The organism is Methylovulum miyakonense HT12, from assembly GCF_000384075.1.
In the GTDB taxonomy this organism is placed as follows: Bacteria; Pseudomonadota; Gammaproteobacteria; order Methylococcales; family Methylomonadaceae; genus Methylovulum; species Methylovulum miyakonense.
In genome coordinates, this window is sequence record NZ_KB913025.1 from 3,707,293 (window position 1) to 3,733,379 (window position 26,087).

General features: G+C 54.3%; 15 protein-coding genes and 1 CRISPR repeat array. Of the genes, 7 read left to right on the top strand and 8 right to left on the bottom strand.

The window, feature by feature from the left end:
- The first annotated feature begins 760 nt into the window (after positions 1-760).
- On the top strand, positions 761-2,098 hold the full coding sequence (locus tag METMI_RS0118245) for a phosphatidylserine decarboxylase family protein (RefSeq protein ID WP_019867744.1): 1,338 nt from the start codon (positions 761-763) through the stop codon (positions 2,096-2,098).
- A 175-nt stretch (positions 2,099-2,273) separates the two neighbouring features.
- Here the strand turns inward: METMI_RS0118245 and METMI_RS0118250 are convergent, their stop codons facing one another.
- The 3 genes from METMI_RS0118250 to METMI_RS0118260 are packed head-to-tail and all read right to left on the bottom strand — an operon-like array spanning position 2,274 to position 6,491.
- Positions 2,274-2,573, bottom strand: coding sequence for a hypothetical protein (locus METMI_RS0118250; RefSeq protein ID WP_156829891.1), 300 nt, complete (start codon positions 2,571-2,573; stop codon positions 2,274-2,276).
- A gap of 17 nt (positions 2,574-2,590) precedes the next feature.
- Positions 2,591-3,430, bottom strand: coding sequence for an SWIM zinc finger family protein (locus tag METMI_RS0118255; RefSeq protein WP_019867746.1), 840 nt, complete (start codon positions 3,428-3,430; stop codon positions 2,591-2,593).
- Position 3,431: 1 nt separating this feature from the next.
- Entirely contained in the window at positions 3,432-6,491 is a 3,060-nt protein-coding gene (locus tag METMI_RS0118260; protein ID WP_019867747.1) for a DEAD/DEAH box helicase, read from the bottom strand.
- 5 nt (positions 6,492-6,496) lie between these two features.
- On the opposite strand from METMI_RS0118260, the gene METMI_RS28205 reads away from it, so the two are divergent.
- The 3 genes from METMI_RS28205 (at position 6,497) to METMI_RS0118275 (ending at position 8,317) form a co-directional block, all read left to right on the top strand.
- Positions 6,497-6,625: a hypothetical protein gene (locus METMI_RS28205; RefSeq protein WP_269634464.1), complete on the top strand. Its 129-nt coding sequence runs from the start codon at positions 6,497-6,499 to the stop codon at positions 6,623-6,625.
- Positions 6,626-7,301: 676 nt separating this feature from the next.
- Positions 7,302-7,586, top strand: coding sequence for a hypothetical protein (locus METMI_RS0118270; protein WP_019867749.1), 285 nt, complete (start codon positions 7,302-7,304; stop codon positions 7,584-7,586).
- Positions 7,587-7,663: 77 nt separating this feature from the next.
- Entirely contained in the window at positions 7,664-8,317 is a 654-nt protein-coding gene (locus METMI_RS0118275) for an SOS response-associated peptidase (protein ID WP_019867750.1), read from the top strand.
- A 57-nt stretch (positions 8,318-8,374) separates the two neighbouring features.
- Here the strand turns inward: METMI_RS0118275 and METMI_RS0118280 are convergent, their stop codons facing one another.
- The 4 genes from METMI_RS0118280 to METMI_RS27145 all read right to left on the bottom strand — a co-directional run bounded on the left by METMI_RS0118280 (position 8,375) and on the right by METMI_RS27145 (position 15,683).
- Positions 8,375-9,589, bottom strand: a complete 1,215-nt coding sequence (locus tag METMI_RS0118280) for an efflux RND transporter periplasmic adaptor subunit (protein WP_019867751.1) — start codon at positions 9,587-9,589, stop codon at positions 8,375-8,377.
- 336 nt (positions 9,590-9,925) lie between these two features.
- Positions 9,926-13,105, bottom strand: coding sequence for an efflux RND transporter permease subunit (locus tag METMI_RS0118285; protein WP_019867752.1), 3,180 nt, complete (start codon positions 13,103-13,105; stop codon positions 9,926-9,928).
- 311 nt (positions 13,106-13,416) lie between these two features.
- Positions 13,417-14,856, bottom strand: a complete 1,440-nt coding sequence (locus tag METMI_RS0118290; protein WP_019867753.1) for an arylsulfotransferase family protein — start codon at positions 14,854-14,856, stop codon at positions 13,417-13,419.
- A gap of 521 nt (positions 14,857-15,377) precedes the next feature.
- Entirely contained in the window at positions 15,378-15,683 is a 306-nt protein-coding gene (locus tag METMI_RS27145) for a hypothetical protein (RefSeq protein WP_156829892.1), read from the bottom strand.
- Between the two features lie 84 nt (positions 15,684-15,767).
- Here METMI_RS27145 and METMI_RS0118300 point away from each other — a divergent pair, with 84 nt between their 5' ends.
- Both METMI_RS0118300 and METMI_RS0118305 read left to right on the top strand, forming a co-directional pair.
- Positions 15,768-16,400, top strand: a complete 633-nt coding sequence (locus METMI_RS0118300; RefSeq protein WP_019867755.1) for a TetR/AcrR family transcriptional regulator — start codon at positions 15,768-15,770, stop codon at positions 16,398-16,400.
- Positions 16,397-17,521 (top strand): methyltransferase, encoded by a 1,125-nt coding sequence (locus METMI_RS0118305; RefSeq protein ID WP_019867756.1) that lies wholly within the window; start codon positions 16,397-16,399, stop codon positions 17,519-17,521. The genes METMI_RS0118300 and METMI_RS0118305 overlap by 4 nt, the downstream gene beginning before the upstream one ends.
- 99 nt (positions 17,522-17,620) lie before the next feature.
- Positions 17,621-23,139: direct repeats of the CRISPR family, unit length 29 nt; unit sequence CGGTTCATCCCCACGGTCGTGGGGAACGC.
- 284 nt (positions 23,140-23,423) lie between these two features.
- On the opposite strand, the gene METMI_RS0118310 is transcribed toward METMI_RS0118305, so the two are convergent.
- A complete protein-coding gene (locus METMI_RS0118310) occupies positions 23,424-24,872 on the bottom strand; it encodes a tail fiber domain-containing protein (RefSeq protein ID WP_019867757.1) in 1,449 nt (482 codons plus the stop codon).
- 490 nt (positions 24,873-25,362) lie between these two features.
- On the opposite strand from METMI_RS0118310, the gene METMI_RS25715 reads away from it, so the two are divergent.
- Positions 25,363-26,052, top strand: coding sequence for a ComEA family DNA-binding protein (locus METMI_RS25715; RefSeq protein ID WP_083930503.1), 690 nt, complete (start codon positions 25,363-25,365; stop codon positions 26,050-26,052).
- The last annotated feature ends 35 nt before the right edge of the window (positions 26,053-26,087 follow it).

Here is a 26,087-nt window from a genome sequence, read left to right on the forward strand (position 1 = left end):
ATTACATAAAAATTAATAAAATCAATAAGTTATTAAAAATACCAGAAATTACCAGGCATAATCAAGGTGACTAAAATTACGATATTTCGTAATTTCACGGTATTCCGTATCATCCGCCAGGCGGCCTTGAACATGATCAGGCAAACTCCAAAAGGACGCATGGGTGTCAAACGGATGCGCAGGCGGCTGCTTGGGATGACCCGCGTTAACCGGGGTTTTGGCTCAGAACGTGTTTTAAAAGTGTCACGGGTGCAACGGCTGCAAGGATGCCGCCACAAGGGCGGCCTAGGGAGGACCAGAGGGGAGCAGCTGCCGAGGCGCACGGAGCCTTACCTTACCCTCAAACTTGGAAAATTTGTGACCGCGCCCGCCCGATTGACCTAAACCCAGACTGTGAGTGCCTGGCTGGCGGTTTTCTGGCAGCCTTTGCCGCCTGTTTAAGATAGAGCCACCATCAAAAGCTAAAAAGCGCTTCTTTTTTGCCCGTCCCTAGAAAATCGTCATTAAATTTAGTGAGTTATTTCATGATATTAGGGCTTATATGGCTATATTAAGTGAAAAACTCACGTTTGGGGAGGTCATAGTTCATTTTAGGGGCACCACGTTTTTCTTATACTTTTTCCCATTCTCGGCCCGACAAATTGGCTAAAAGGGGCGATCCAATCGTCAGAGTCCGTTTAAGGCCTGTTTTAACCCCCGGGTAGGCTGTCCTTGCCCATCCCGTGAATCCCTATACGTCAACCAGAACCAGGAGAAAACCATGATAAGAGCCAACAAACGCCGCATAGGGGGATGGCTACCATCCAACCCCGAAGTGCTCCGCAAATGGGTCGCCAATTTATTGGCCAAACCAGTGGCCGAGCCTTCAGATTATGTGCAGCCTATCCAAGACTTGCAGAACTTGGTGGCCAGCACGTTTAGCCTGAATGCGTCCACCCAAGCCATGTTTACCGAAGCCTACATATACGACCCAAACGACCCTACCGGCGCCCCTGCCCTGACCAGTTGGCCGCAATTTCTGGGGGTGCTCAACAATATCATGACCACCGCCCCGGAATTTATCGTGGATAGCCACGGGGATGCGCAAGGCCTGGTCGGTTTCCCCATCAATGCCGTTTTGGATTGGCCTATGGGCACCACCGCCGGCTATTCGGTATTTTCATCCGACCTGTTTAACCGCCAACTCCAAAAAGTCCTCCAATACTGGGGACAGTTTTTGACCACCGAGGCTTCCCGTTATGTCTTGGCTTATGGCACCCCCGACACTGACCCGCCCTCGATCGCATGGCTGAGCCCACAGGCCAAGCAACAGATAGTGGCCGTGGCCTGCCAACCCAGCAACAACCCTGACTGCAAGAATTACACTTTCGAAGACATTTTCCAAGTGCCCGACCCCTACGACCCCGTATACCTGGGCTTCACCTCGTGGGACCAGTTCTTTGTCCGCGAGTTCCAACCGGGCATACGCCCCTTGGGTGACACCGTGCTGGTGAGCGCCTGTGAGTCGGCACCGTTACAATACAATACTGGCGTAAAACTGAGCGACCAATTTTGGCTGAAAGGGCAGCCTTACTCCCTTGAAAACATGCTCAATTTCGACCCGTTGACCAGCCAGTTTGACGGCGGCTCGGTGTACCAGGCGTTTCTGAGCGCGCTTAGTTACCACCGCTGGCACAGCCCCGTGGACGGGGTCATCAAACAGGCTTTTGTGGTCAACGGGGCTTACTACCTGGAGAATATGGCCGAGGGCGTGAATAGCCCTGATCCTGACCCTTCCGCGCCCAATGCGTCACAACCGTTTATCACCTCGGTGGCGACACGGGCGGTCATTTTCATCGAGGCCAACGACCCCGGTATCGGCCTGATGGCTTTCGTGGCGGTGGGTATGGCAGAAGTGTCCAGCAGCGAAATCACCGTCAACGTAGGTGATACCGTCAGCCGGGGCGACCAATTGGGCATGTTCCATTTTGGCGGCTCCACCCATTGCCTGGTGTTCCGCCCCGGCGTTTCGCTCTCCTTCCAGGTGCCTGTCACCGACCAGCCCAACCTGGATGCCACCAACGTGGCCGTGAACGCCAACCTGGCCACGGTGGGCTGAGGGTGGCTAGCGGGAACGCCCCTGATTGGGCCAATAGTATTGCCCGGGGATAATAACTAAAATATTTTCCCTTCCGACAGGCATTCAAGTGATTGAAACATAACGCAATACAAAACTAACCAGTTCGGGCGGCAACTGCCACCCGAACTGGCCTACCATCAATTTTTCTTGACCTTCACTTTAAAACGCTGGCATCCTCCCTGCCCTCACCCTCCCGCCACCGCGTGGCCTCGTGCCGCAATCCCTCGCTGGTATGGCGGGTTGGCCCCGGTTCCGGTAACAAGGCAATTTGTTGGCTTTTCCGGTGCTGCTTGCCCTGGTATTTCTCTTCGGAAGATTGCTTTTCTTCGGTGATCACGATGCTTTCTGCCAGTTCCCGCTCCAGCATAACCAGGGCGGGCATGGGCAGGTCAACCATGACGCCGGGTTCGGACGCCGCGTCATCGCGCGCGAACGGCAAACTCGAAACCAACATCGTGGCCATCCGGAAAATCACACGTTTTTCAAAACACCCTTGCGCATCCTAAGATAAAAATCCTCCATCACGTCAATAAACGAGCTTTGTTTTTGCCAAAAGCCCGGGAAATCGCCGCCTTTTTTGACCAGCATGGCCGGGATAATGGCGGCTTGGGCGGGTTCTATGCTGCCCGGTAACGGCTGTCGGCCTTGCCAGAAATGTTTGGCAGCCATGGATTGGGGAAGATCAGCGGGGATGGGACGGGTGTAATAACTGTCCACAGGAACCAGCCCTGCCTCCGTACCACTTTTAGCATCGCTTAAGACCTTGCCCAAAGGCGATTTTGCCAGTTCCTGAACCAACTTTTCCGGTGCCAGGCCGCGCATTTCAAACAGCAAAAACGGGTCTTGATCAAACGCCCCCGCCAGCCGGTAACAGACTCCGGCAATATGCTTGCACGGCACTTCATAATCGGGGCAATCGCATGCCACCTTAAAATCTTTATAGCTGTTCGGCAATAAATGTACGCCCGTCTCGGCAAACACGGTTTCGATGTTTTCGGGGATTTCGTCCAATAACAATTTGGCGATAAAGCTCGCCCGTTGCGTGAGTTTTTGGATGATGGTTTGCCATTGCGCGTCGCTCAAATGCCCCAGTTGCACGCTGACTTTATAGGTCGGCTCCTTATACACGCCAAAATAGGGATTGACGTTGCCGCGTATGTTGGCCTCGACTTTTCCGTCGTACACCCGCCAGTGCTTGATCCGGTTGTCGGTGGAATAGGAACGCCCGCGCTGCAAACGTCCGCTGTCGGTAAAATCTTCCAACGCGGCGATAAACTTTTGTCCCCACCAGGTTTTTGCGGCTTTGCCCATGTCAGTCTTCCATAATGCTGTGTTTGTTGAGGGCGATCAGTTCTTTAAACGCCCGGTTGTCGAGTTTGGTCAGCCAGCTTTCGTCATTACCGACGATGCTGTCCGCCACTTTTTGTTTGTCGCTGATCATTTGGTCGATGCGTTCTTCCAGCGTCCCCAAGGTGATGAATTTATGCACGAAGACATTTTTTTGCTGGCCGATACGGAAGGCGCGGTCTGTGGCCTGGTTTTCGACGGCGGGGTTCCACCAGCGGTCAAAATGGAAGACATGGTTGGCCCGTGTCAAGGTGATGCCCACCCCGCCCGCTTTCAGCGACAAGATAAACACCGCAGACCCGGTGTCTGGATTTTGGAAGTCGGCGATCATCTGTTCGCGTTTGCTGCGTTGCGTACCGCCGTGCAGATAGTAGGTTTTATAGTGTTTGTCGCGGCTTAGGTAACGGTTCAGATGCTCGCCGATTTCGGTGAATTGGGTAAACACCAGGACGCTGTCGCCTTCCGCCAGCGCTTCTTCCAGCATGTCGCCGATGCGCTCCAGCTTATGCGAACGCTCCGGTGTGAATGCGCTGCCGTCCTGTAAAAACTGCATCGGATGGTTGCAGATTTGTTTCAGTTTCATCAAGGTGGACAGCATCAAGCCCTGGCGTTGGATGCCTTCGGCTTCTTCCAGTTGTTTGACCACGTCCTGCACCACCACTTCATACAAGGAAGCCTGTTCCTTGCTGAGGTTGCAGTAAATTTTGTTGTCGATTTTGTCCGGCAAGTCTTTGATGATGTTCTTGTCGGTTTTTAAACGCCGCAAGATAAACGGCTGGATTAGCCGTTTCAGTATCGCCGATTGGACAGGGTCATTGTCACGCTGCACGGGCAACTCATAGGTTTTACGGAACTGCGCCTGTTTGCCTAAATAGCCGGGGTTTAGGAAGTTGAAAATCGACCATAAATCCATCAGGCGGTTTTCCACGGGCGTACCCGTCAAGGCCAGACGCGACTCGGCGGGCAATTTTAAGATGGCTTTGGTTTGCGCGGCGGTGGGGTTTTTGATGTTTTGCGCTTCGTCCAAAACAATCCGCCGCCAGATCTGTGCTTCCAGCAGTTTGTTGTCTTTGCGGGCCAAGGTGTACGAGGTGATCAGCACGTCGTGCCGCCCGCACAGTTCGGTGAAAGTGGCGACATTTTGTTCGCGGCGGCTGCCGTGGTGGATCAAGGCGGTCAATTGCGGGGCGAATTTTTCCAGTTCTTTCTGCCAATTGCCGATCACCGAGGTGGGGGCGATCAGCAGGGTCGGCGCGGGCTTATCTTGGTCTTGCTCGCGCTCTAACAATAATAGGCTAATGACTTGCATGGTTTTCCCCAAACCCATGTCATCCGCCAAGCAGCCGTTCAGCCCCAAACGTTCCAGATAACGCAACCACGCCACGCCGCGTTTTTGATAATCGCGCAACTGGGCGTTGAGCATTGCCGGATTGTCTATCAGCTCCAACTGGCTGGTGTCGGACAATTTCGCCAGCATTTGCGCCAAGCTGTCGTGGACATCCAATTCAAAACTATCGGCTTCTTCCGCCAGCTTTTTCAGCAAATCCTGCATAGCCCAATCCGGCCTATCCTGGGGCTGCTGCATAAACGCCAGCATCTCCTGCATGGAATCCCTATCCAATTGCATCCATTGGCCACGGAAATACACCAGCGGCGCTTTGGCCTCGACCAATTGTTGCCATTCTTCGGGGCTTAGGGTTTCATCGCCCAAGGCCAGCTCGTACTGGTAGTCGGTCAGGGTGTCCATGGAAAAATAGCCTTTTGCCGCCGCGGGTTTGGCTGTGCTTTTCCCGGTACGCAGCCGGATCTTGGCGCGGCGGCGGCCTTTGGGCGTGAGCCAAGCCGGGATAATGACTTTAAATCCTGCATCTTCCAGTAGCCAGGCACTTTCTTGTAGGAATTCAAACGTTTCATCCAAACTCAGTTGCACACTGTCCGGTTTGCTGCCTTCCATGCCTTGCCAGAGTTTGGGATAGATACGGGCGGCTTGCGCCAAATTGACCAATATCTGTTGTTCAACCGTTGCCCCGGAAGCTTGTTGCAATAATTGGCAGAAATGGCTTTTCTGCGCCCAAAAATCCGCCAAATCGATTTTCAGCGACGGGTCTTGCTGCGAGGACAAAAAGAACGCCAAGCGCCATTGGTCAACGCGTTCGGCGGGAGCTTCCAATAATTGCAAACCTAATTGCAAGGCATTGTGCGATGGTGTCCCCAGCAGTTTTTGTTGCCATTGCCGCCAAGCAATAAATTCATCCGGCACTTGCAGGCATGTCCTGATGCTTCCCTCGGTTAGTTTATGAAACAATATCGTTTCCAAGAAGTCATCACGGACTTTTTTCACGAACACGTCCGGCATATCCTTGGCGGCAGCCGCCAGTGTGTCGTCCACCAGCACCTCGGCAACATGCCTCAACACCGATTCGGCTTGGTAGTGCTGGCTGCAAACCAGCGGCATGGAAGCAAGCGCCCTTTGGATCAGGCTTTCGTAGCCGCTGGACACGATTTGCCAACGCCGATAAAAGCTGATGTTTTTGCCCGATTTTTGGCTCAGTAACATCGGCAGGTATTGGTCTTTGGCAAGAAATTGTTTCAGGGACTGGCTAAACCAATACCAAAACACAAAATCACTACCGAGCCGGACATTGCTGACTTGGTAACAGGACAAGAAATGGATGTTGTTGATGGTCTTAAGCGGACTAGACAAGAGATAAGCGTAAACCTGCCACGTTTGCAAAATGACCTCGCCTTCGATATCGACAGCCTGCAATTCAGGGGAAGGCAAAGGTTTGCCCGCGTAAGTGGGCAATAACAGCGGCACCATTGTCCCCAGATTTGGCTTGATGCCAGCCACCGCCAATTCGGTTGATAAATAAGCCAGGCAGGCTTTTTCTGTTAAATGCTGAGGATGCACTGCGTCAGAAACCTTGATGCGGACTTCGTCGCTTTCTACCCACAGATAAAATGCGCCGGATTGGATAAAATCTTGGGTAGCTTGTGGCAACCAAATGCCATGGATGATATTCATGAATAATGAAAACAGAAAAATATATTTGGGATTGGCTCTGGTGGCTGTCAGTCAGGTTCGGCCAAAATGGCACGGACGGTTTCCAGCGCCATCATGAGCGCCACCGGCTGGTGATTCCAGGAAGCCGTATGTAGGCTATAGTAGCCAATCACGTTCCCTGCATGCAACACCACTCGCGTGACAGCCCTACCATGCTTCTTGAAGGCATGCCTTTTGAGCTATTCGTTCAGGGAGAATTCTTCGCTATCGAAACCCGACACGTCTAGGCCTGTTGCGATTGGCGCTGGCGGCTTAAGATCGGGTGCTGACGCTTCGTAAAATACGGAAGCGCATTTTAACGCCATATAGGCACATTTATTTCAAACGGTCAGGTTTTCGGTTTTTGTATGAGAGTTCTATTGTTGGTTTCAAAAAAACCAATTGAGTCCCCCCTCTTTGAAAAAGAGGGGTTAGGGGAGATTTTTTGCACTTTGGGCGCTTTTTCAAAGGGAGATGATAAAAAACGGAAACTTGACCGTTCAGGGCATATGCCAACATCAACCGTCCGTACGTCCTATGGGCGGTTAGGGCATTGGAACACAAATGAGTAATAAATGGGATTTACAATAATCTATGATGTGTGGTTTCGTCACAGATCCCGTAATCCTTGGGCCATACAAGGATCCCTGATTACGACAAACCCCATTCAATGCTTATTGTGCATAAGTTCCTATGTATACCCTTTGCACTTCAATCTCGGGCGATGCTTGAGTGTAAGAAAGCAATTTGATACTGTGCCGCTATTACTGACATAGCCCACGGAGTTTTATTATGATTGGCACAATTACCGCTTTCCTGATCGCCTATTGGTTTTACAAAAAGGCCGAAGCGACCGGGAAGAACCCCTTGTCCGCCGCCGGATTAGGTTTTCTGTCCTATCTGATCCCCTGTATGGTCTGGACTTTAACCGTAACCCCCGGCCTACGTGATGCGGTTGACCATAATCCAGGCACCCTGTCCGGCTTGATTGTCAATTACGCTTATATCTTGGTGGGCGCTGCCTGCGCTATCGGGATCAAATTTTTGCATTTCAAACCATCCAACGTAACAAGCTAAGATACGCCGAGGCACGGAGGAGATGTAGGTAATAACCACTCCTCGCCAGATACATCCAACCGTAGGAATCAGAAAGCATGTGCGGGCGTTTTTATTTAATAGCCAAACCGGATGACATCATCGGGCATTTTCACTTGCAGAAACTGCCAAGCTACCAGCCTAGCTACAACATTACCCCCGCCCAAAAAATCCTCACCATCGTCGGGTTGGAGGATAGCTCCTTAAAAGCGGTCAATTTGTTCTGGGGCTTAGTGCCATCCTGGTCTAAAGACAGCAAGAACAGCCACCACCTGATTAACGCCCGTGCGGAAACGGTCAGCGAAAAGCCCTCGTTTCGGGCGGCGTTCCATAAGCGGCGTTGCCTGGTCGTCGCCAGCGGATTTTACGAGTGGGCAAAAACAGAATCCGGCAAGCAAGCGTTTAACATCCACCGCCAAGACAAGCAGCCCTTTGCCTTTGCCGGGCTTTGGGAGCATTGGGAGCACGAACAAGGCACGTTATATTCCTGCACGATCATCACGGCCCAGGCCACGGGCATCATGCAACCCATCCATGAACGGATGCCCGTGGTTATTTCACCGGATCACTACCGGCCATGGCTGGATAAGGCCACGGACGGACAACACGCCTTGCCACTGCTCAACAATGAGGCCTATGCCCAAATGCTGGCGACCCCCGTCAGTGATTGGGTGAACAATCCCCGGCATGATGATGAAAGGTGTTTGCAGTGACTGGAACGTTGCCAATCTGCACGTTCTGGCCAACGGACGATTGCAGGAAAAAACCGCTTAGCGGGGCGCCCGTGCGACACGGGCAAGATTATCCGGTTTCTGATGGGCATCGGCGACACTCACCTGTTCGCCGTCGACCAACAAATCCGACGGGCTAGCCACCAAGGTATCATCCGGCGAGATACCTTCCAAGACTTCAACTTCCCGCCCAAAATCACGGCCCAACTTGACGGGACGGAAAGCAATGCGCTTTTCGGTATTGACCACAGCCACATACGCCCCCGCCTTATCAATCACCAAGACATTGGCAGGCACCACTAAAGGGTTCGCTTTTCCGACCACGTTGATCGAGATTTCCGCATACGAACCGGGCAACAGTTTGCCGTCAGGGTTAGGCAGGGTAATGTCCACTTGGCGGGAACGGTTGACGGGGTCCAATGCCCCGGAAACATGGTCGATACGGGCGGCGAGGGTTTTGCCTTGGGCTTCAATCAAGCGCACCGACACTTCCTGGCCGTCCTTGATTTCGTTGGCATAAGCTTGCGGCACCCAAACCGTCAGGCGTAGCGGGTCGGTTTGCGTCAGCGCGAACAGTTCCTGGGTACCGGCGTTAATCAGCCCGCCCAATTCGACCGCCCGGCGGGTAATGACGCCAGAAAAAGGCGCGGTGATGCGGCGGTAGCCTTCGATTTTCTCCAGGCGTTTGACATTGGCGTCGGCGGCCGCCAAATCGGCTTGCGCTTGCAGGACGGCGCTGCGTTTTTCGTCAAACTCCTGTTGCACGACGCTGTCGGTTTCGTTCAACAGCGTCCAGCGTTTCAGGGTTGATTTCGCCAGTTCCAGCCTGGCTTTAACCTGTGCCTGGGCGGCCCGACCTTGCGCCAATTCATCTTCCAATTCCGGCACGTCAATCACCGCCAGCAGCTCGCCTTTTTTGACCGGGTCGCCGATGGTCTTGTGCCAGGCGCTCAGATAACCGTTGCTACGCGCATAAATTTGCGTTTCCGTGTTGCCGCGCAAACTGGCGGGCAAGACGATTTTGCGCGAGCTTTCGCCGGGACGCGAACGCACGGCAATCACGCTACGCGGCAAGCTGGCGATAGTGCGTTGCTGCAAATCCTTGGCTTCACTCTGGTTAAGCACTAAGCGCCAGCAACCCGCCAGCAATAAAAACAAGGCCAGGAAAATGGTTGTCCGTTTGACCGCAACCAAAGTGCGTTGCGGGTTCTCGACGGACGGTAAAGCAAAAGTGTGGGTTTGACGATGATTCATGGCAGTCTCATTTAGTAACTGATGTTACGCAGTCATTTTTGTCTTGTTGAAAAATGGGCTGTAGAGTCGCTATCGCGACAGTTTATTTAAAGTCGGTTTCCGCACCGACAAGCGGGATACTTTCTTTTGCGCCGCCAAAAGAAAGTATCCAAAGAAAAGGCGGCCCGATTGCCGCTTTTGCCTTGCGCTCCTCGATTTTGTCGGGGATCGGCAGAAGGGGCTTCCTGCCCCTCTGCCGATGCGCGGCTTCCCTGCCGCGCCCCTGCGGGCTGATCCCGACAAAATCTGCGGTGCTCAGCGCGGCAGACGGGAATAAAAAGACGTTACTGCGTAACGTCAGTCAGTAATAAGGATGGCGCGGTTCGAATAACGGCGGTCTAGCCAGCGGTGGGTACCGGCGAAAACCAGCGGGACAAACAGCAACGTGGAAACCGTGGCGAACATCAAACCGCCAATGACCGCACGGCCTAACGGGGCGTTTTGCTCGGCGCCTTCGCCCCAGCCGACCGCCATCGGCAACATGCCGACGATCATCGCAAAAGCGGTCATCAGCACCGGACGCAAGCGGGTCGCGGCGGCTTCCAAAGCAGCCATCACCGGCGTCACGCCATCACCCAGACGGGTGCGGGCGAAGGACACCAGCAAGATGCTATTGGCGGTGACCACGCCCATAGCCATGATGCTGCCGGTCAAGGCCGGGATGCTCAGCGTGGTGCCGGTCAGGAACAAAGTCCAGGCGATGCCCGCCAACGCGGCTGGCAAGGCGCTGACGATGATGAACGGATCCAGCCAGGACTGGAAATTGACCACCAGCAACAGATACAGCAACACGATGGCGACGGCCAGCCCGGTCGCCAGGCCGATAAACGAACTGTTAAGCGTCTGGATTTGCCCGCGCACCGCCAACTCGACGCCGCGCGGCAATTTCGCTTGGCTGTCGGCAATCAATTGGTCAATTTCGACGCTGACCGAACCCAAATCACGGCCTTCGACGCCAGCGTAAATGTTAAACACATTGTTGGCATTAAAATGCGTCACCATCGCCAGTTGCACCGAGCGTTTCAGGCTCACCAAGTTGCCCAGCACTTGCGGCTGGTTATTATCGGCACCGCCCACTGGCGTGCGCATCAGCGCGTCGATGCTGTCCAAATCCAGCGGGTTGCCCATGACGCCGATGTTGACGGTATTGCCATTATTCGGGTTTAACCAATAAGTCGGCGCGGTTTGCATGCTGCCGCTCAACGTCAGCAACAGGTTTTGCGCCAAATCCCGCGCCGACAAGCCCAGTTGCTGGAGCTGCGGGCGGTTCATTTCCAAAGCCAAGGCGGGCTTGTTGCTGCGTTGGTAGATATGGGCGTCGACGATACCGGGGATTTGCCGGATGCGGTTATTGAGTCCGACCACCAACGGCATCACTTCATCGGGTTTGCCGCCGACAAACTGGATGTCGATAGGCGCCGGAATCCCGAAATTAAGGGTTTGGCTGACCTGGTCGGCGGGTTGGAAAAAAAATTCGATGCCCGGAAAGCGTTTGGGCAATTCGGCGCGCAAGGCTTTGATGTAATCGGCGCTAGGCGCATGGCCGCCAGCGCGTAGCGAAATCATGATTTCGGTGTCGGCGGTCTCCACCGTGCCGGAGTTGCCGAACAAAGTGTTCCTAGTGCTGTACGGGCCGCCGATGATGTCCAGCATATCGGCCAGCTCCGCGGCGGGGATGCGTTCGCGGATGGCTGTCTCCACCTCGTCTATCAATTGCGGCATTTCTTCTATCCGTGTACCGGACGGTGCACGGACATGCAGCCTGATTTGCCCGGCATCCACCGCCGGGAACAAATCCCGGCCCAGCAAAGGCGTGAGCGCCAACGACAGCAGGCAAAACCCTAAAAAAGCCGAGCCGTACAGTAATCGGGCTTTTAGCAAATGGCTTAACAGCACGACATAGTGGCCGCGCAAGGTTTCAAAGCTTTGTTCGAAAGCCTGGTGGATTTGTGTAAAGGCGAAAGCAATGGCATGGGCCGACGCTTGCCCTTTATGGCCATGATGCCCGGCCATCATATACATCACCAGCGTCGGCACCAAGGTCCGCGACAATAAATAAGACGCCAGCATCGCGAACACCACCGCTTCCGCCATCGGCACGAACAGGCTGCGGGCGACGCCGGTCAGGAAAAACATCGGCACAAACACGATGCAGATACACAAAGTCGACACGAACGCTGGCATGGCAATTTCCGCCGCGCCATCCAAAATCGCCTGATGCGGGTTTTTGCCCATCAGCATTTGCCGCTCGATGTTTTCGATTTCGACCGTGGCGTCGTCCACCAAGATGCCCACCGCCAGCGCCAAACCGCCCATCGTCATCAGGTTGATGGTTTCGCCCAGCAAATACAGCACGATCAGCGAACACATAATCGACAGCGGGATCGACACGGCAATAATGCAGGTGCTGCGCCAGTTGCCGAGGAACAGCAAAATCATCGCCGCTGTCAAGCCTGCGGCAATCAGGGCCTCGTGCAGCACGTTGCCGATTGCCGCCTTGACGAACAAGGACTGGTCGAACATCAGTTTCATATTGATGCCCTCGGGCATTTGCGCGAGCATCGTCGGGATGGACTCTTTGACAAAGTCCACCACGTCCAAGGACGAGACATTGCCGCGTTTGAAAACGGAATTCAGGATACCGCGTTCGCCGTTTTGGCGGGCGATGGTCGTGGTCGGCGCCGAACCGTCGCGCACGTTCGCCACATCGCGTATCAGCGTGGTGTCGCCGTTGGCCGTGCGCACCGGAATATCGCCAACTGTAGGGATAGCCGCAATCGCGCCGTTTAATGTGACATCGTACTCGGTCGGGCCAATCTTGATAGTCCCGGTCGGCAAGATCAGGTTCTGCACCGCCATCGCATCGACCAAATCGGCGGGGGCAAGCCCGCGTGCCAGCAAGGCGGGCGTATCGACATCAACGGTGATCTGGCGGCTTTTGGAGCCGAACGGGTTAGTGACGGCAACCCCGCGCTTGGATTGCAACACATTGCGGACGACATTATTGGTGAAATCGTTCACTTCCGTTTCCGGCACGGTGCTGCTGGAAATGCCCAGTTGCACCAACGGCAAATCGGAAGCCGAATATTGGATGATCTGCGGCGGGGCGGTGCTGGTAGGCAACGAACGGTAAACCGAGTTGCTGCTGGACATCACCTGGGCAAGCGCCGTGCGGATGTCGGTATCGGGATGGAAAAACACTTTGATGACCGAGGAGCCGCCAAAAGACAGCGATTCGCTATGCTCGATGCCGTCAATCAAGGACATGGAGCGTTCCACCGACCCGGCGAGACGGTCGGCAATCTCCTGGGCGGTCATGCCTTTGTAATCCCACAACATGGCGACCACCGGGATGTCGATATCCGGGAAAATATCGGTCGGCATATTGCGCAGCACATAAGGCGTGGACAAAAGGATCAATAAGGCCGCCACGATGAAAGTATAAGGGCGGCGCAGGGCAATATTAACAATCCACATGGGCTTTTGGGAAAATCTGGTTTATTGGCAGGCCGGTGCGGGATGGTCTAGCCGATTTTTGATTGCTGTTGCTACAACAAATAACACATTGGAGTATCAAAGCAATTCGCATACCAAATACTACGCTTTGAGACAAGTTAAACACGTTTTCCCTGCTTGCCCCTGTATTAGAACAACTTACCCCTTATTCGACCCGTTTGTTGGGCAGATTTTACTGGCGGACATGCCGCGGCCAACGGCGTTGCCTGTTGATCCCGCAACAGGGGTTCATCACGGTTGCTATTTCAACACCATTGAAACCCCAACCCAGATCAAGGCGCGGCCGGAATCCGGAACTGGCCCAATTCGGGCGGGACCACCTTTTTTTCAGAATGCGGTGTCCCGGCGGGCACCCATCCGTAAGGCACGGGCTGGCCTCGGTATAACTGGTTATTGGCGGTGGCGCGGCCAGTCAGCGGGTCTTTGCCAACCCGGAAATAAGGGTTGACGTATTCCCAAACGATGTCGCCGGTGTTGGTCACTTGGAGCAAGCGGCCGCTTTGGCCTTCGTCGATGAAGGTGTTGCCGTTGGGCAAGCGGCGGGCGGCGCTGATGTGGGTGCTACGGAACGACCAAGCCGAGCCGCCGGAATCCTCGCCGGTGTATTGCCAAACCACTTCATTCTTGACCGGATCAATTTCCAACACGCGGGAGCCGCCCGTCCTGGGCACCGCCGCCATTGGGTAACCCGCCAAGCCTTGGTTGTCGAACACCAGCAAATTGCCAGCGCCCGGCAAGCCTTCGGGAATGATATGGGCATCGTGCTGGGCACTGATTTGATCCACCGGCCTGGGCACATTGCGGGGCTGCGCTTGTTCTTCGCTGGCGGCCTTGTAGTGCGGGCCTAAATGCCAGACGATTTTGCCGGTCTTCTTGTCGATGATCGCGATGAAATTGGCGTTACGCGCATCAAACAACAAATTGTCAGGGTTGAAGCGTTTGTCGCCTGCGGCAAACCAATGGTTAGGGCCGACGACCTTCAAGTTGTTGACGTGCAAATAATCGGCAATCGCGGCATTGCGCACCAGCTTAAGCTCTTGCTTGTTAAAACCGAATTCATTGATATGCTCGGACGCGACCCATTTCCAGACCACTTCGCCTGCCGGGTTGACCTCGTAAACCACATCATCCAATACCTGCGGTTGCTTAAAACCTTTCACCGGATGGACCAGGTTAGCTAGCACTACGGTATTGCCGTTAGGCAGCCGCGCCCAATCATGATGCTGCTGCGCCGCACCGCATGGGGCTTTGGCGCCGAAGCTCCAGACCACCTTGCCGTCCCAGTCCAATTCACCGACCGTCTTGGCGACCTTCCGGTTGACCTGCCCCGGCACCAAGTCCGTCCCCTTGCCTTCCACGGTGTCCAGGGTCACGAACACATGGCCCAACTTACCGCCGTTCACCGCCGGATCAATCAACGTGCTGTGGGCCGCCGCGTCTTTCCATTCGTGCACAGAATTGCCGTTCAGGTCGATCAGATGGGCGATATTGTCGCCGCCGCTGAACAGCACAAAAGAGTTGTACGCCTTGCTTGGGTCATAGCGCGTCGTGCCGGTCGGATAAACGCTGGGACTGGCATGGGCCAGGGCGGGCAGCAAACCGCTGAGCACGGCGCAGCCTATCCCTAGCACCCGTTTATGTAAGGCTGGAGCAAACCGATTGCCGGCAGCGTTATTTTCCTGCGGCTTATTATGAAGCGTTGTCTGTGCCATGATTGGATCCGTGGGTGCTTGATAAAGTGGATGATTGTTGCAAAAGCAATTAACAAGCCAAGGCCTTGGGTAAGTTTCGGATTAGGCCGTACTGGCAATGCCTTTCACGGGAATTGTGCGGCATCCGCTTGCGGCACTGCCCTCATCACCCGCTTGTGGAAAACCCTTTGGCAATGGCGGGGTGTTGGGTGGGGCGCAGCCTATCAACACCGGATGAATACCCTCCAACATTTGCGGATGCCGGAAATGGCCTTGATGTCCTGCGATAAAATTGCCAGCGGCTGTTCACCCAATACACCTGACCTGCCCCATTCCTCATAGCAGATTTCCGGGCCAATCAAACCAAGCAATTTGATTGACGAAACTGCTGGTGGCGCTGTCTGGCAATTGCTAACCTAGCGCTCAGCCACTGATTTTTTGTCGGGTCAGTCTAAACCCGGGACGGACGGTTGTCCGCCTTGTTTATGGCCTGTGCCAACATCCGTAGCGGTCAGGCGGGCAACCGCCCGCCCCTACGAAAATCACACTGACAATCTGACGTTACGCAGTAACGTAGTTTGTATCCCGTTTGCCGCGTCGAGCACCGCAGTATTGGTCGGGACTAGCCCGAAGGGGTGCGGCATGGATGCCGCACGGCGGCAAAGGGGCAGGAAGACCCTTTTGCCGCCCCCCGACCAATGCGAGGAGCGCAAGACATCAGCGGCAACCGGGCCGCCTTTTCTTTGGATACTTTCTTTTGGCGGCGCAAAAGAAAGTATCTCGCCGTCGGGTGCGAGAACTCGATTAAAAAAACATCGCGATAGCGACTCTACTTTATTTATTTTCAATTCGCAGAAAAAGTCTGCGTAACATCAGTGACAATTCAACAGTGACTGAGTCCTAGCACCCACTATCTGATATTGGAGAAAACGATGGTTAGCCTCCCTGAAGTTGCTGATCCTGTGCGCGAACGCTTGCTGAAAGCGGCCCTCGACAGTTTCTTGTCCGACGAATACCACAAGGTCACGACCCGACTGATCGCAGAAAAGGCCGACGCCAACATTTCTATGATCCGTTACTACTTTGGCAGCAAGGAAGGTTTGTACGAGGAGATGATCCGCGACATGATGAACCCGCTACTTAACGTGCTGGACGGACCGCTGTTGACGTCTGCCAACGGGTTCAAAGATTACTTTCTGCTGTATTACGAAACCATGTCCAAACGGCCTGAATTCCCGAAACTGATCCTGAAAATTCTGGCGCTCAACCAAGGGCCGGGGCGGCGCTTCATCCAGCAGCTATTGGAACGCGGGCGCACACGCGGCGCCAAAAAGCTCGGGGATTTAAAGTCCGCCGGGCAAGCCTCGGCTGCATTAGAGCCGGACATCGTGCGCCTGGCATTTGTCAGCCTCGCCATGATGCCCATGCTGCTAAAAGATATTTTTGAAGAACAGATGGGGGAAGCGATGGACAGGGCCTTCCTTGAAAAATTGGCCGGGTTCAATGGCCACCTATTCGCCACTGGCTTGATGCCGGCACAGCCACTATCAGGGGACTTGCCATGACATTACAAAAAAACTCCGGCGCGGTCCGCCGCTTTACTTGGCTGATGAAATTTGCCATTTGGTTGCAGAACCTTCCCAACAAGCTCACGCCGCCACCCTTCCGGCTCATCCAGATCGGCTCGGCATTTTGGCAGTCGCGGGCGCTTTATGTCGCCGTACGTCTGGACATTGCCGCTATTCTGGGTGACGGGGCCCTGGCGGTTGATGCCATTGCGGCACGCATCCCGGCACAAGCTGACGCCATTTACCGCCTGCTGCGTATGCTGGCGGCCATGGGGGTGTTTGAAGAAGTGTCACCGCGGATCTTCAAAAACAACGCGCTATCCGCCCACTTACGGGAAAGCCATCCCCAAAACGTCCGCGCCATGATCCTGATGCACAATTCACCGGAGATGGGCCAACCTTGGTATCAGCAACTGGAACAAGGGGTGCGCAGCGGGGAAGTGCCGTTCCAACTGTCCCATGGCAGCGGACTGTATGCCTACATGGACAACCATGCCGGATTCGACGCGCTGTTCGCCCGCGCGATGGACAATGTCGCGGCATTGACGGGCGACAGTTTTGCCACCGACTTTGATTGGGGGCGCTTCAATCGCATCATCGACGTGGGAGGGTCCAAGGGCGGAAAAGCCTTGGCCCTATTGAAACGGCACCCGCATCTGTCGGCCTTAGTCTTCGACCGGGAACAAGTGACCCAAACAGCAGCCGGCCATTGGGCTGGCAAAGAGCCGCCAGACCTGCTGTCCCGCTTGTCTTTCCAAGCCGGGGACATGCTCGAATCGGTTCCCGCCGCCAAAGACGATAAGGACATTTATTTATTAAGCGCCATCCTGCACGGCATGGGTGACGCGGACTGCGTGAAAGTGCTGCGCAACCTGAATGTCGCCAGTGCAGGCACTGGCGCCCGCATTGCGCTGATGGAAATGGTCGTTGCCGGATCGAAAGCTGATTTTGCCAGTGCAGCCTTTGATATGCAGATGTTCATGGCCACCCAAGGTAGGGAAAGGACACTTGCTGAATGGCAGGCACTTTTCGGGCAATCAGGATGGGTGCTAGAGGAAGAAGTCCGCCTGCAATCCTTCGGCAAGATACTGGTGCTTAAGGTTTCAAGGTATTTATAAGTGCTAAAACGTCACGGAACGGGTCACAAACCCGTCCTAACAAACACCCGGCCAACTTTATGCTTAGCACCTATGAAGCTTTGCCAATGCACTTTCAACCGACACATCCCCATGGTCGTGGGGAACGCACGGCTGCCATACTTGCGTTTAGCGATGTATTCGGTTCATCCCCACGGTCGTGGGGAACGCAAACTGACCTTTTTGATTTGATCAGCCCAGGCCGGTTCATCCCCACGGTCGTGGGGAACGCCCGCGAAGATGAGCCCTACGGGTGGGCGGTTTCGGTTCATCCCCATGGTCGTGGGGAACGCGGAGCTGCTGGAGCTGCTTTTTTGGCCTCAATCGGTTCATTCCCACGGTCGTGGGGAACGCAGTTGACCGTGTCAAAGCAACAAAAGGCGGTGCGGTTCATCCCCACGGTCATGGGGAACGCTCAGAAGACAAGGCCCCCGCCTGGTTCAAACACGGTTCATCCCCACGGTCGTGGGGAACGCGCCCTGAACACTCTGGCCGACCTGGTTCAGCACGGTTCATCCCCACGGTCGTGGGGAACGCATTTCGCTGGTACAGTCCGAGCTGTTTGAGGTCGGTTCATCCCCACGGTCGTGGGGAACGCGGTCGGGATATTCGCGCGGCCATATCTGGTGACGGTTCATCCCCACGGTCGTGGGGAACGCTATTTTGTATTGCCGCACTATATCGTACTGGGCGGTTCATCCCCACGGTCGTGGGGAACGCTTTTGAATTTTTATCCTAATTTTCTGTTGTCCCGGTTCATCCCCACGGTCGTGGGGAACGCTACTGTTAAAGTAGGGCGGGGGGTTTTTATGGCGGTTCATCCCCACGGTCGTGGGGAACGCGCTTTCTTCGTTGATTAATACAGCCGTCAATCCGGTTCATCCCCACGGTCGTGGGGAACGCTCCCAACTAGCACGAACAAAATTAGCCAATGACGGTTCATCCCCACGGTCGTGGGGAACGCATGAACAGAGAAACAGGTATTGCCTGATTGTGCGGTTCATCCCCACGGTCGTGGGGAACGCTGCTGTTTGCTGTGGCAATATTCTGCTCTCGCCGGTTCATCCCCACGGTCGTGGGGAACGCTGCTGTTTGCTGTGGCAATATTCTGCTCTCGCCGGTTCATCCCCACGGTCGTGGGGAACGCTGCCAACATTGCCACTCTATACGCATCAATAACGGTTCATCCCCACGGTCGTGGGGAACGCATCAAAGATTTTAGCGATGCTATGCAACCAAGCGGTTCATCCCCACGGTCGTGGGGAACGCACGTTTAGGCAAGCTTGCATTTAAGCCGCCATCGGTTCATCCCCACGGTCGTGGGGAACGCTGTTCACAAAGTCAGCGCCCTGTTTCAAAAAGCGGTTCATCCCCACGGTCGTGGGGAACGCCCTCATAACACTATTGCGTCAGTCCCGGCGAACGGTTCATCCCCACGGTCGTGGGGAACGCCCAACATCTGGAATATCCATCCAATGCGTTGCCGGTTCATCCCCACGGTCGTGGGGAACGCTTTCAAATAGCCGTACCTATTAAGCCGGGTGGCGGTTCATCCCCACGGTCGTGGGGAACGCTGCAGGTACGCTTCCAAGCCCAACTGTCCGGCCGGTTCATCCCCACGGTCGTGGGGAACGCTTTTCAAATAACCGAACCTGTTAAGCCAATGGCGGTTCATCCCCACGGTCGTGGGGAACGCGCGAGTTTGAAGACTCGGCCATCTAGCCATGACGGTTCATCCCCACGGTCGTGGGGAACGCTGGGCGATGCCCCGGCATTTAAGCCGCCAGTGCGGTTCATCCCCACGGTCGTGGGGAACGCAGGATGAGGCCAGGCTGGTGTTGTCCGATCCGCGGTTCATCCCCACGGTCGTGGGGAACGCTAAACGGGTAAAAAGTCCATAATAGTTAAGCACGGTTCATCCCCACGGTCGTGGGGAACGCCCAATTGCAGTTGGCAATCCCATCGTTCATAGCGGTTCATCCCCACGGTCGTGGGGAACGCTTAATGGTCAGCAGGAAATCATCGAGGGTTTTCGGTTCATCCCCACGGTCGTGGGGAACGCTATTACGGCAAATGTTTGCGTTACCGCACCTCCGGTTCATCCCCACGGTCGTGGGGAACGCTACACCTTGATTTTCTTCAGGCGGCTGTTCTTCGGTTCATCCCCACGGTCGTGGGGAACGCTTCCCGCATCCGCCAACAATCACGTTTCCAGGCGGTTCATCCCCACGGTCGTGGGGAACGCCTCAACTCCCGCGCTCACGATCTGCTCACAATCGGTTCATCCCCACGGTCGTGGGGAACGCGGCAAGAAATACCGGAAGCCCAAATCAAATGGCGGTTCATCCCCACGGTCGTGGGGAACGCGGGGGGAATCAGTGGCGCGACAGCGTTCATGGCGGTTCATCCCCACGGTCGTGGGGAACGCCCAGCTGTTGGCACAAAAAATATTACGCTGACCGGTTCATCCCCACGGTCGTGGGGAACGCATCTAAGATTGCATATTTTTCGTCGTACAATTCGGTTCATCCCCACGGTCGTGGGGAACGCTAATACAGTCATGCGGTGAGTGGGTGTGCCGACGGTTCATCCCCACGGTCGTGGGGAACGCCAACCTGGATAACGTGGTTGGTAATGGGTTTTCGGTTCATCCCCACGGTCGTGGGGAACGCCGAAGAAGCCGTGTCGATGTAGATAAAGCCGTCGGTTCATCCCCACGGTCGTGGGGAACGCAAGTGGCCCTGCCGTTTTTTCGTGAGGTAAAACGGTTCATCCCCACGGTCGTGGGGAACGCGTTTGCCCTAATTCCAAGGCTATTTTTTCCCGCGGTTCATCCCCACGGTCGTGGGGAACGCGTCGCCCCGACACTGAGTAACGACAACGCGGCCGGTTCATCCCCACGGTCGTGGGGAACGCTATTTTCCGTGCCAAACCCATTTTTCGAGTCACGGTTCATCCCCACGGTCGTGGGGAACGCCCCTATATCATCCGCGCCGGGCTGACCAGATCCGGTTCATCCCCACGGTCGTGGGGAACGCCCCATTCTTAGTAAAATGCTGATTGATCAGGCCGGTTCATCCCCACGGTCGTGGGGAACGCTATCCGTCACGACCCCACCAGCGGGCGGGTGACGGTTCATCCCCACGGTCGTGGGGAACGCTCCGCGTAATAGTCCCTAGCGGACAACGTCAGCGGTTCATCCCCACGGTCGTGGGGAACGCTGACTGTATTCATGATGCTACGCCCCCTATTACGGTTCATCCCCACGGTCGTGGGGAACGCGGCAAAGGTGGCGAAGCCCAGGGCTCTGTAACCGGTTCATCCCCACGGTCGTGGGGAACGCTATAAATGGCGCGGTTACGATGATGATGGATACGGTTCATCCCCACGGTCGTGGGGAACGCGGCGATGAAGAAGATGCCGATGCCGATAAAAACGGTTCATCCCCACGGTCGTGGGGAACGCTTCACCAGAATCTAGGGTGAATCCCTCGCTGTCGGTTCATCCCCACGGTCGTGGGGAACGCCCCAGTGTTGCTGGCTTTTTCCAAAAGATTGACGGTTCATCCCCACGGTCGTGGGGAACGCTGTATCCAAAATTACCACGCGCTGTTCTGAGTCGGTTCATCCCCACGGTCGTGGGGAACGCGATGAGGTACGGGTAGTGATTGATGATGTACGCGGTTCATCCCCACGGTCGTGGGGAACGCTGGCGCGGCGGTGTTGACGTGGTGTCAGGCGGCGGTTCATCCCCACGGTCGTGGGGAACGCTACCATTTTCCCGGAATCGGGAAGATGGTCCGCGGTTCATCCCCACGGTCGTGGGGAACGCCGAAATTGCTCAATCGCCGCGATGTTGTGCGGCGGTTCATCCCCACGGTCGTGGGGAACGCTTCCAGACTAAAACCCTGGAGATACAAAAAAGCGGTTCATCCCCACGGTCGTGGGGAACGCATTGGTTGATAATTGGATGAATAAAAGGGCGGCGGTTCATCCCCACGGTCGTGGGGAACGCCTCTCGCTAATAGTTAAAACGCATGACCCAGACGGTTCATCCCCACGGTCGTGGGGAACGCGAAATTTTTTTATCAAAGGCTATTCCGACGAGCGGTTCATCCCCACGGTCGTGGGGAACGCCAGCACAATTAATGCTGTACTCATCAGATAGACGGTTCATCCCCACGGTCGTGGGGAACGCCTGTGCATCTCCAGCCATAACGCCCTGAGCAGCGGTTCATCCCCACGGTCGTGGGGAACGCATTTGGCTTTTTAGCGTGATGCCCGTTAGCGGCGGTTCATCCCCACGGTCGTGGGGAACGCAACGGGCTAGGGTGACGACGGTGTCACTCAAACGGTTCATCCCCACGGTCGTGGGGAACGCATCTTCACCGGGCGTCGTTTCATCAAGTCCGCCGGTTCATCCCCACGGTCGTGGGGAACGCTATTTTCCGTGCCAACTCGATTTTTCGAGTCACGGTTCATCCCCACGGTCGTGGGGAACGCGGGTTCGCTGTTTTCCGTATTTTTTCGGATTACGGTTCATCCCCACGGTCGTGGGGAACGCAGCGGTTTGAATTTGCTGGGCAGTTAAAGCGCCGGTTCATCCCCACGGTCGTGGGGAACGCTGGTGGTCGCCTTCGTGCAGTTCCAAAACCGCCGGTTCATCCCCACGGTCGTGGGGAACGCGCCCAAGCTTCAAGTTGGTTTGCCCATTCGTTCGGTTCATCCCCACGGTCGTGGGGAACGCAAAACAGACGCCCAGCATGTCAAGCATTTTTTCGGTTCATCCCCACGGTCGTGGGGAACGCGATTTTTTGGTTTTCGGTCACCAGTTCTATAACGGTTCATCCCCACGGTCGTGGGGAACGCATGGGTTTTGTTTTAAAATATGCATTAATTGGCGGTTCATCCCCACGGTCGTGGGGAACGCGAATTTCGGTAAACAAAGAAGACACGCCGGAACGGTTCATCCCCACGGTCGTGGGGAACGCCATCATTGAGCGATGAAGATTTGATGCGCGAGCGGTTCATCCCCACGGTCGTGGGGAACGCACCACCAATTGATTTTTTATGCAATCCATAAACGGTTCATCCCCACGGTCGTGGGGAACGCACAGCAGGGACATAGTTTATTCCGCCGATTTGCGGTTCATCCCCACGGTCGTGGGGAACGCTATCGCCGATGTTCAATCAGAGATTAACGAGACGGTTCATCCCCACGGTCGTGGGGAACGCCACGTATTCCCGAGCACGACCACCGTTTGCTGCGGTTCATCCCCACGGTCGTGGGGAACGCAATCACTAACGTCACTGCTGACGCATTAATTGCGGTTCATCCCCACGGTCGTGGGGAACGCGGGTGGCCGAAAAGGCGACGGCGGCGGCAACGCGGTTCATCCCCACGGTCGTGGGGAACGCATTGGTAACAATTGCCTCACTATGCACAAACTCGGTTCATCCCCACGGTCGTGGGGAACGCAAGGCGATACAACAGCGTACCCAAAAGACCAACGGTTCATCCCCACGGTCGTGGGGAACGCCCTTACGCATTTAGTTAGCCCAAATAGCTTTTCGGTTCATCCCCACGGTCGTGGGGAACGCACTTATATTAACCGATTGTTAGATAAGCAGAAATAGCCCGGCTAATTTTCCACCGGTTATTAGGCCTTTTCCAAGTTGTTAAAGAGCCACATTATCCTCATCTTCAACGGGATAAAACGAGACCCGTTTCAGGCCATCTAGCTCCACGGGCATCAGTATCTACACAACATTTCCCCAAAATTGCCGTGCGCTTGCTTTTAAAGTGTCCAGTCCCTCTTGGGAGCAGGCATCCATGAAGCTTTAGCCGTCATCATTCAAGAAGTCCCTGAAACCCATATTGGGCCTTATTTATTCTCCAAGGCTTCAATTCTTTTTAGCAAAGCCATATTTATTTCTTGCTGGGATGCCAACGCTTGTTGTTGCGTCGTAATGGTTTTTTGTTGGCCCTGCATTTTTTCTTCCTGGTCATGTATCTTTTTATCCTGCTCCTGGATGGCCTTAATCATCGGTGCAAGCAGGTCGTTGTAGCGCACCGACAAGTATTTTTCAGCCGAAGCATCTTGGGTAACGATGCCGGCACTTTTATAACCTGAATCATGCAGCGTTTTCTGCAATTCCTGGGCGATGATGCCCCATTCCTTGGTCTGTTCTGAATTATTGTTGCGGATGTATTCGACAGGGCGCAGTTGGTTGATGAAGTTAAGCCCCAGCGGCAAATCGGTGATGTGGTTCTTGAGCCGTTGGTCGGAAGTCGATGTCCAGGGCACTTGCCCCTCGATAACAGTGATTGCCGTATTGCCTATCCGCACTTTGTTGGAGGTGTCGACTTTCGCTTTATAGCCGATAGCTGTCGCGTTGATAAGGTTGCCTGTGACGACATCCGCCTTATAGCCTATGGCTGTGTTAGCCTTTCCGGTGGTGTTGGAATAAAGTGCGGAGTAGCCATTGGCCGTGTTACTGATGCCTGTGCTATTGGAATAAAGCGCAAAGGTACCGTCGGCGGTATTCTGATTTCCTATGGTGTTGGCATAAAGCGCATAAGTGCCATTGACAGTATTTTCATTCCCAGTGGTGTTGGAATAAAGTGCCTGGACACCATTAGCGGTATTTCTATAGCCTATGGTATTGGCATAAAGCGCTTGGGCGCCACTAGCTGTGTTGACATTTCCAGTACTGTTGTGGCGGAGTACGTCGCTGCCATTGGCGGTATTGAAATTTCCCGTCATATTTTCATAAAGCGCGTGCTGCCCATTGGCGGTGTTTTCAAATCCTAGCGTATTGAAATAAAGCGCAAAATATCCATTGGCGGTGTTGTTGCTGCCGTCGGTATTGCGGTTAAGCGCAAAAGCCCCATTGGCCGCGTTCCCTAATCCCGTGGTGTTGTAATAAAGCGCTTGGAAACCATTCGCAGTGTTGTCATTTCCAGAATTATTGCTCTTAAGCGCATAACTGCCATTGGCGGTATTTCGGATTCCTGTGGTGTTGGAAGAAAGCGCAGAACCCCCATTGGCAGTGTTATCACTTCCTATCGTGTTGGAATAAAGCGCATAAGCGCCATTGGCCGTATTATCACTTCCTGTCGTATTTGTTTTAAGGGTGTTATTGCCAAAAGCCGTGTTGTAATTTCCCGTAGTGTTTGAAAAAAGTGCGTATGTCCCATAAGCCGTGTTTTGTAATGCTTCTGACGGGGTGGCGTTCGCCATCAGCAGCGCTGCAAACAGTAAAGGGGCCAACAACGGCGCTTTGGAGCGGCCGCTTGGGTTGAGGGATTTGAAAGGGAGGGATATTTTCATGATGTCCTAAATTGATGAGGTGGATTGTTGAAATTGGAGATATGCCAGTAACCTATTGGAAATAAAAGGCTACTTAACAACCGCCTGCTAAAAGCAAGTGGGGGGAGCGGGACACGGAGAACTAAGGCCCCCTATTGTGCCCTGCACTATCGAGTTGCTTTCTTGAACCTTGGTGCTAAAGCTAACTAAAGTAGGCTTCAGCTTAGTCTTATTGCCCGGATGGCGTTAAGGTAAATTAACCCGTGGGATAGGTCATATTACCCATGACAAAAAAGATAACCCAAAAAATACAGGTGATTACAGGCATCCATTGCTTATGGCTCCCTCGACGATGCAAGGCTGGCGCCCCTCAAAATTGTACCGCGGCACTTTTCAGGAAAGGCATGATGGATAAAAGCTTTGGCCAGCCATAGAGAGAGGCAAATAGAATATTAACTTCATGTTTTATTTAAAATTTTATAGAATGACCCTTTTATCCGAGGAGATTTTAATGGACACCCACTTAGCACTAAATTACCCGACAACAGAACCTGGCATTACCTTAGCCGGGAATTGTGGTTATGACATTCAAGATGGCCGCGTCATCATCACCATTGCCGAAATTGCCAATAACCGTGATGCCGGCAACATCAGCGGCACGCTTGCCGTTGAATTGTGGGCATTGCCTCAACCGTATTGGGGAGGCGATTTTAATGGCTTGGCCTTGGCTGGCAACAGCATAGGCGAACTTTATGGACAGTATTTTCTAGCGGATTGCCGTTATGAAATGCCTTTTCAGCAACCCGGCGACGGCACCTGGTATCTGACGCTGATGTTACGGGAATGGACTGAAGCAGGCTATATCACCCGGGATCATATCAATTTTGCAGTGCCTTATATGGTTAGCACCAAACCTACCGTGGTGCGTAGCGATGAAAGCAATATCATCAATGTCATTTTTGCCGACAATAAAAAGCCACCAACCGCTAAAACGGCTAAAAAAATCAAGCCAAAACAGCCAGCCTCCGTCTCACTAAACCAAGCCAGTTTGGAAGAGATTGAGGCATTGAAAGGCATTTCCAAGAAACTGGCGGAAAACATCGTTTCTGAACGTCCGTTTGAATCCTTAGACGAAGTGCTTAAAGTGAAAGGGATAGGTTCGAGGTTATTGGACAAGATACGCCAATTCATCACGCTCTGACCCGTCAGTTTTTTGAAGCCTGTTAAGGTTTTTGT

What these genes read in the sequence shown, in the direction of transcription:
- METMI_RS0118285 (WP_019867752.1), bottom strand. Translation starts at nt 13,105, where the DNA reads ATGTGGATTGTTAATATTGCCCTGCGCCGCCCTTATACTTTCATCGTG.
- METMI_RS0118280 (WP_019867751.1), bottom strand. Translation starts at nt 9,589, where the DNA reads ATGAATCATCGTCAAACCCACACTTTTGCTTTACCGTCCGTCGAGAAC.
- METMI_RS0118290 (WP_019867753.1), bottom strand. Translation starts at nt 14,856, where the DNA reads ATGGCACAGACAACGCTTCATAATAAGCCGCAGGAAAATAACGCTGCC.
- METMI_RS25715 (WP_083930503.1), top strand. Translation starts at nt 25,363, where the DNA reads ATGGACACCCACTTAGCACTAAATTACCCGACAACAGAACCTGGCATT.
- METMI_RS0118300 (WP_019867755.1), top strand. Translation starts at nt 15,768, where the DNA reads ATGGTTAGCCTCCCTGAAGTTGCTGATCCTGTGCGCGAACGCTTGCTG.
- METMI_RS0118305 (WP_019867756.1), top strand. Translation starts at nt 16,397, where the DNA reads ATGACATTACAAAAAAACTCCGGCGCGGTCCGCCGCTTTACTTGGCTG.
- METMI_RS0118245 (WP_019867744.1), top strand. Translation starts at nt 761, where the DNA reads ATGATAAGAGCCAACAAACGCCGCATAGGGGGATGGCTACCATCCAAC.
- METMI_RS0118250 (WP_156829891.1), bottom strand. Translation starts at nt 2,573, where the DNA reads ATGTTGGTTTCGAGTTTGCCGTTCGCGCGCGATGACGCGGCGTCCGAA.
- METMI_RS28205 (WP_269634464.1), top strand. Translation starts at nt 6,497, where the DNA reads ATGAAAACAGAAAAATATATTTGGGATTGGCTCTGGTGGCTGTCAGTC.
- METMI_RS0118260 (WP_019867747.1), bottom strand. Translation starts at nt 6,491, where the DNA reads ATGAATATCATCCATGGCATTTGGTTGCCACAAGCTACCCAAGATTTT.
- METMI_RS0118270 (WP_019867749.1), top strand. Translation starts at nt 7,302, where the DNA reads ATGATTGGCACAATTACCGCTTTCCTGATCGCCTATTGGTTTTACAAA.
- METMI_RS0118255 (WP_019867746.1), bottom strand. Translation starts at nt 3,430, where the DNA reads ATGGGCAAAGCCGCAAAAACCTGGTGGGGACAAAAGTTTATCGCCGCG.
- METMI_RS0118310 (WP_019867757.1), bottom strand. Translation starts at nt 24,872, where the DNA reads ATGAAAATATCCCTCCCTTTCAAATCCCTCAACCCAAGCGGCCGCTCC.
- METMI_RS0118275 (WP_019867750.1), top strand. Translation starts at nt 7,664, where the DNA reads ATGTGCGGGCGTTTTTATTTAATAGCCAAACCGGATGACATCATCGGG.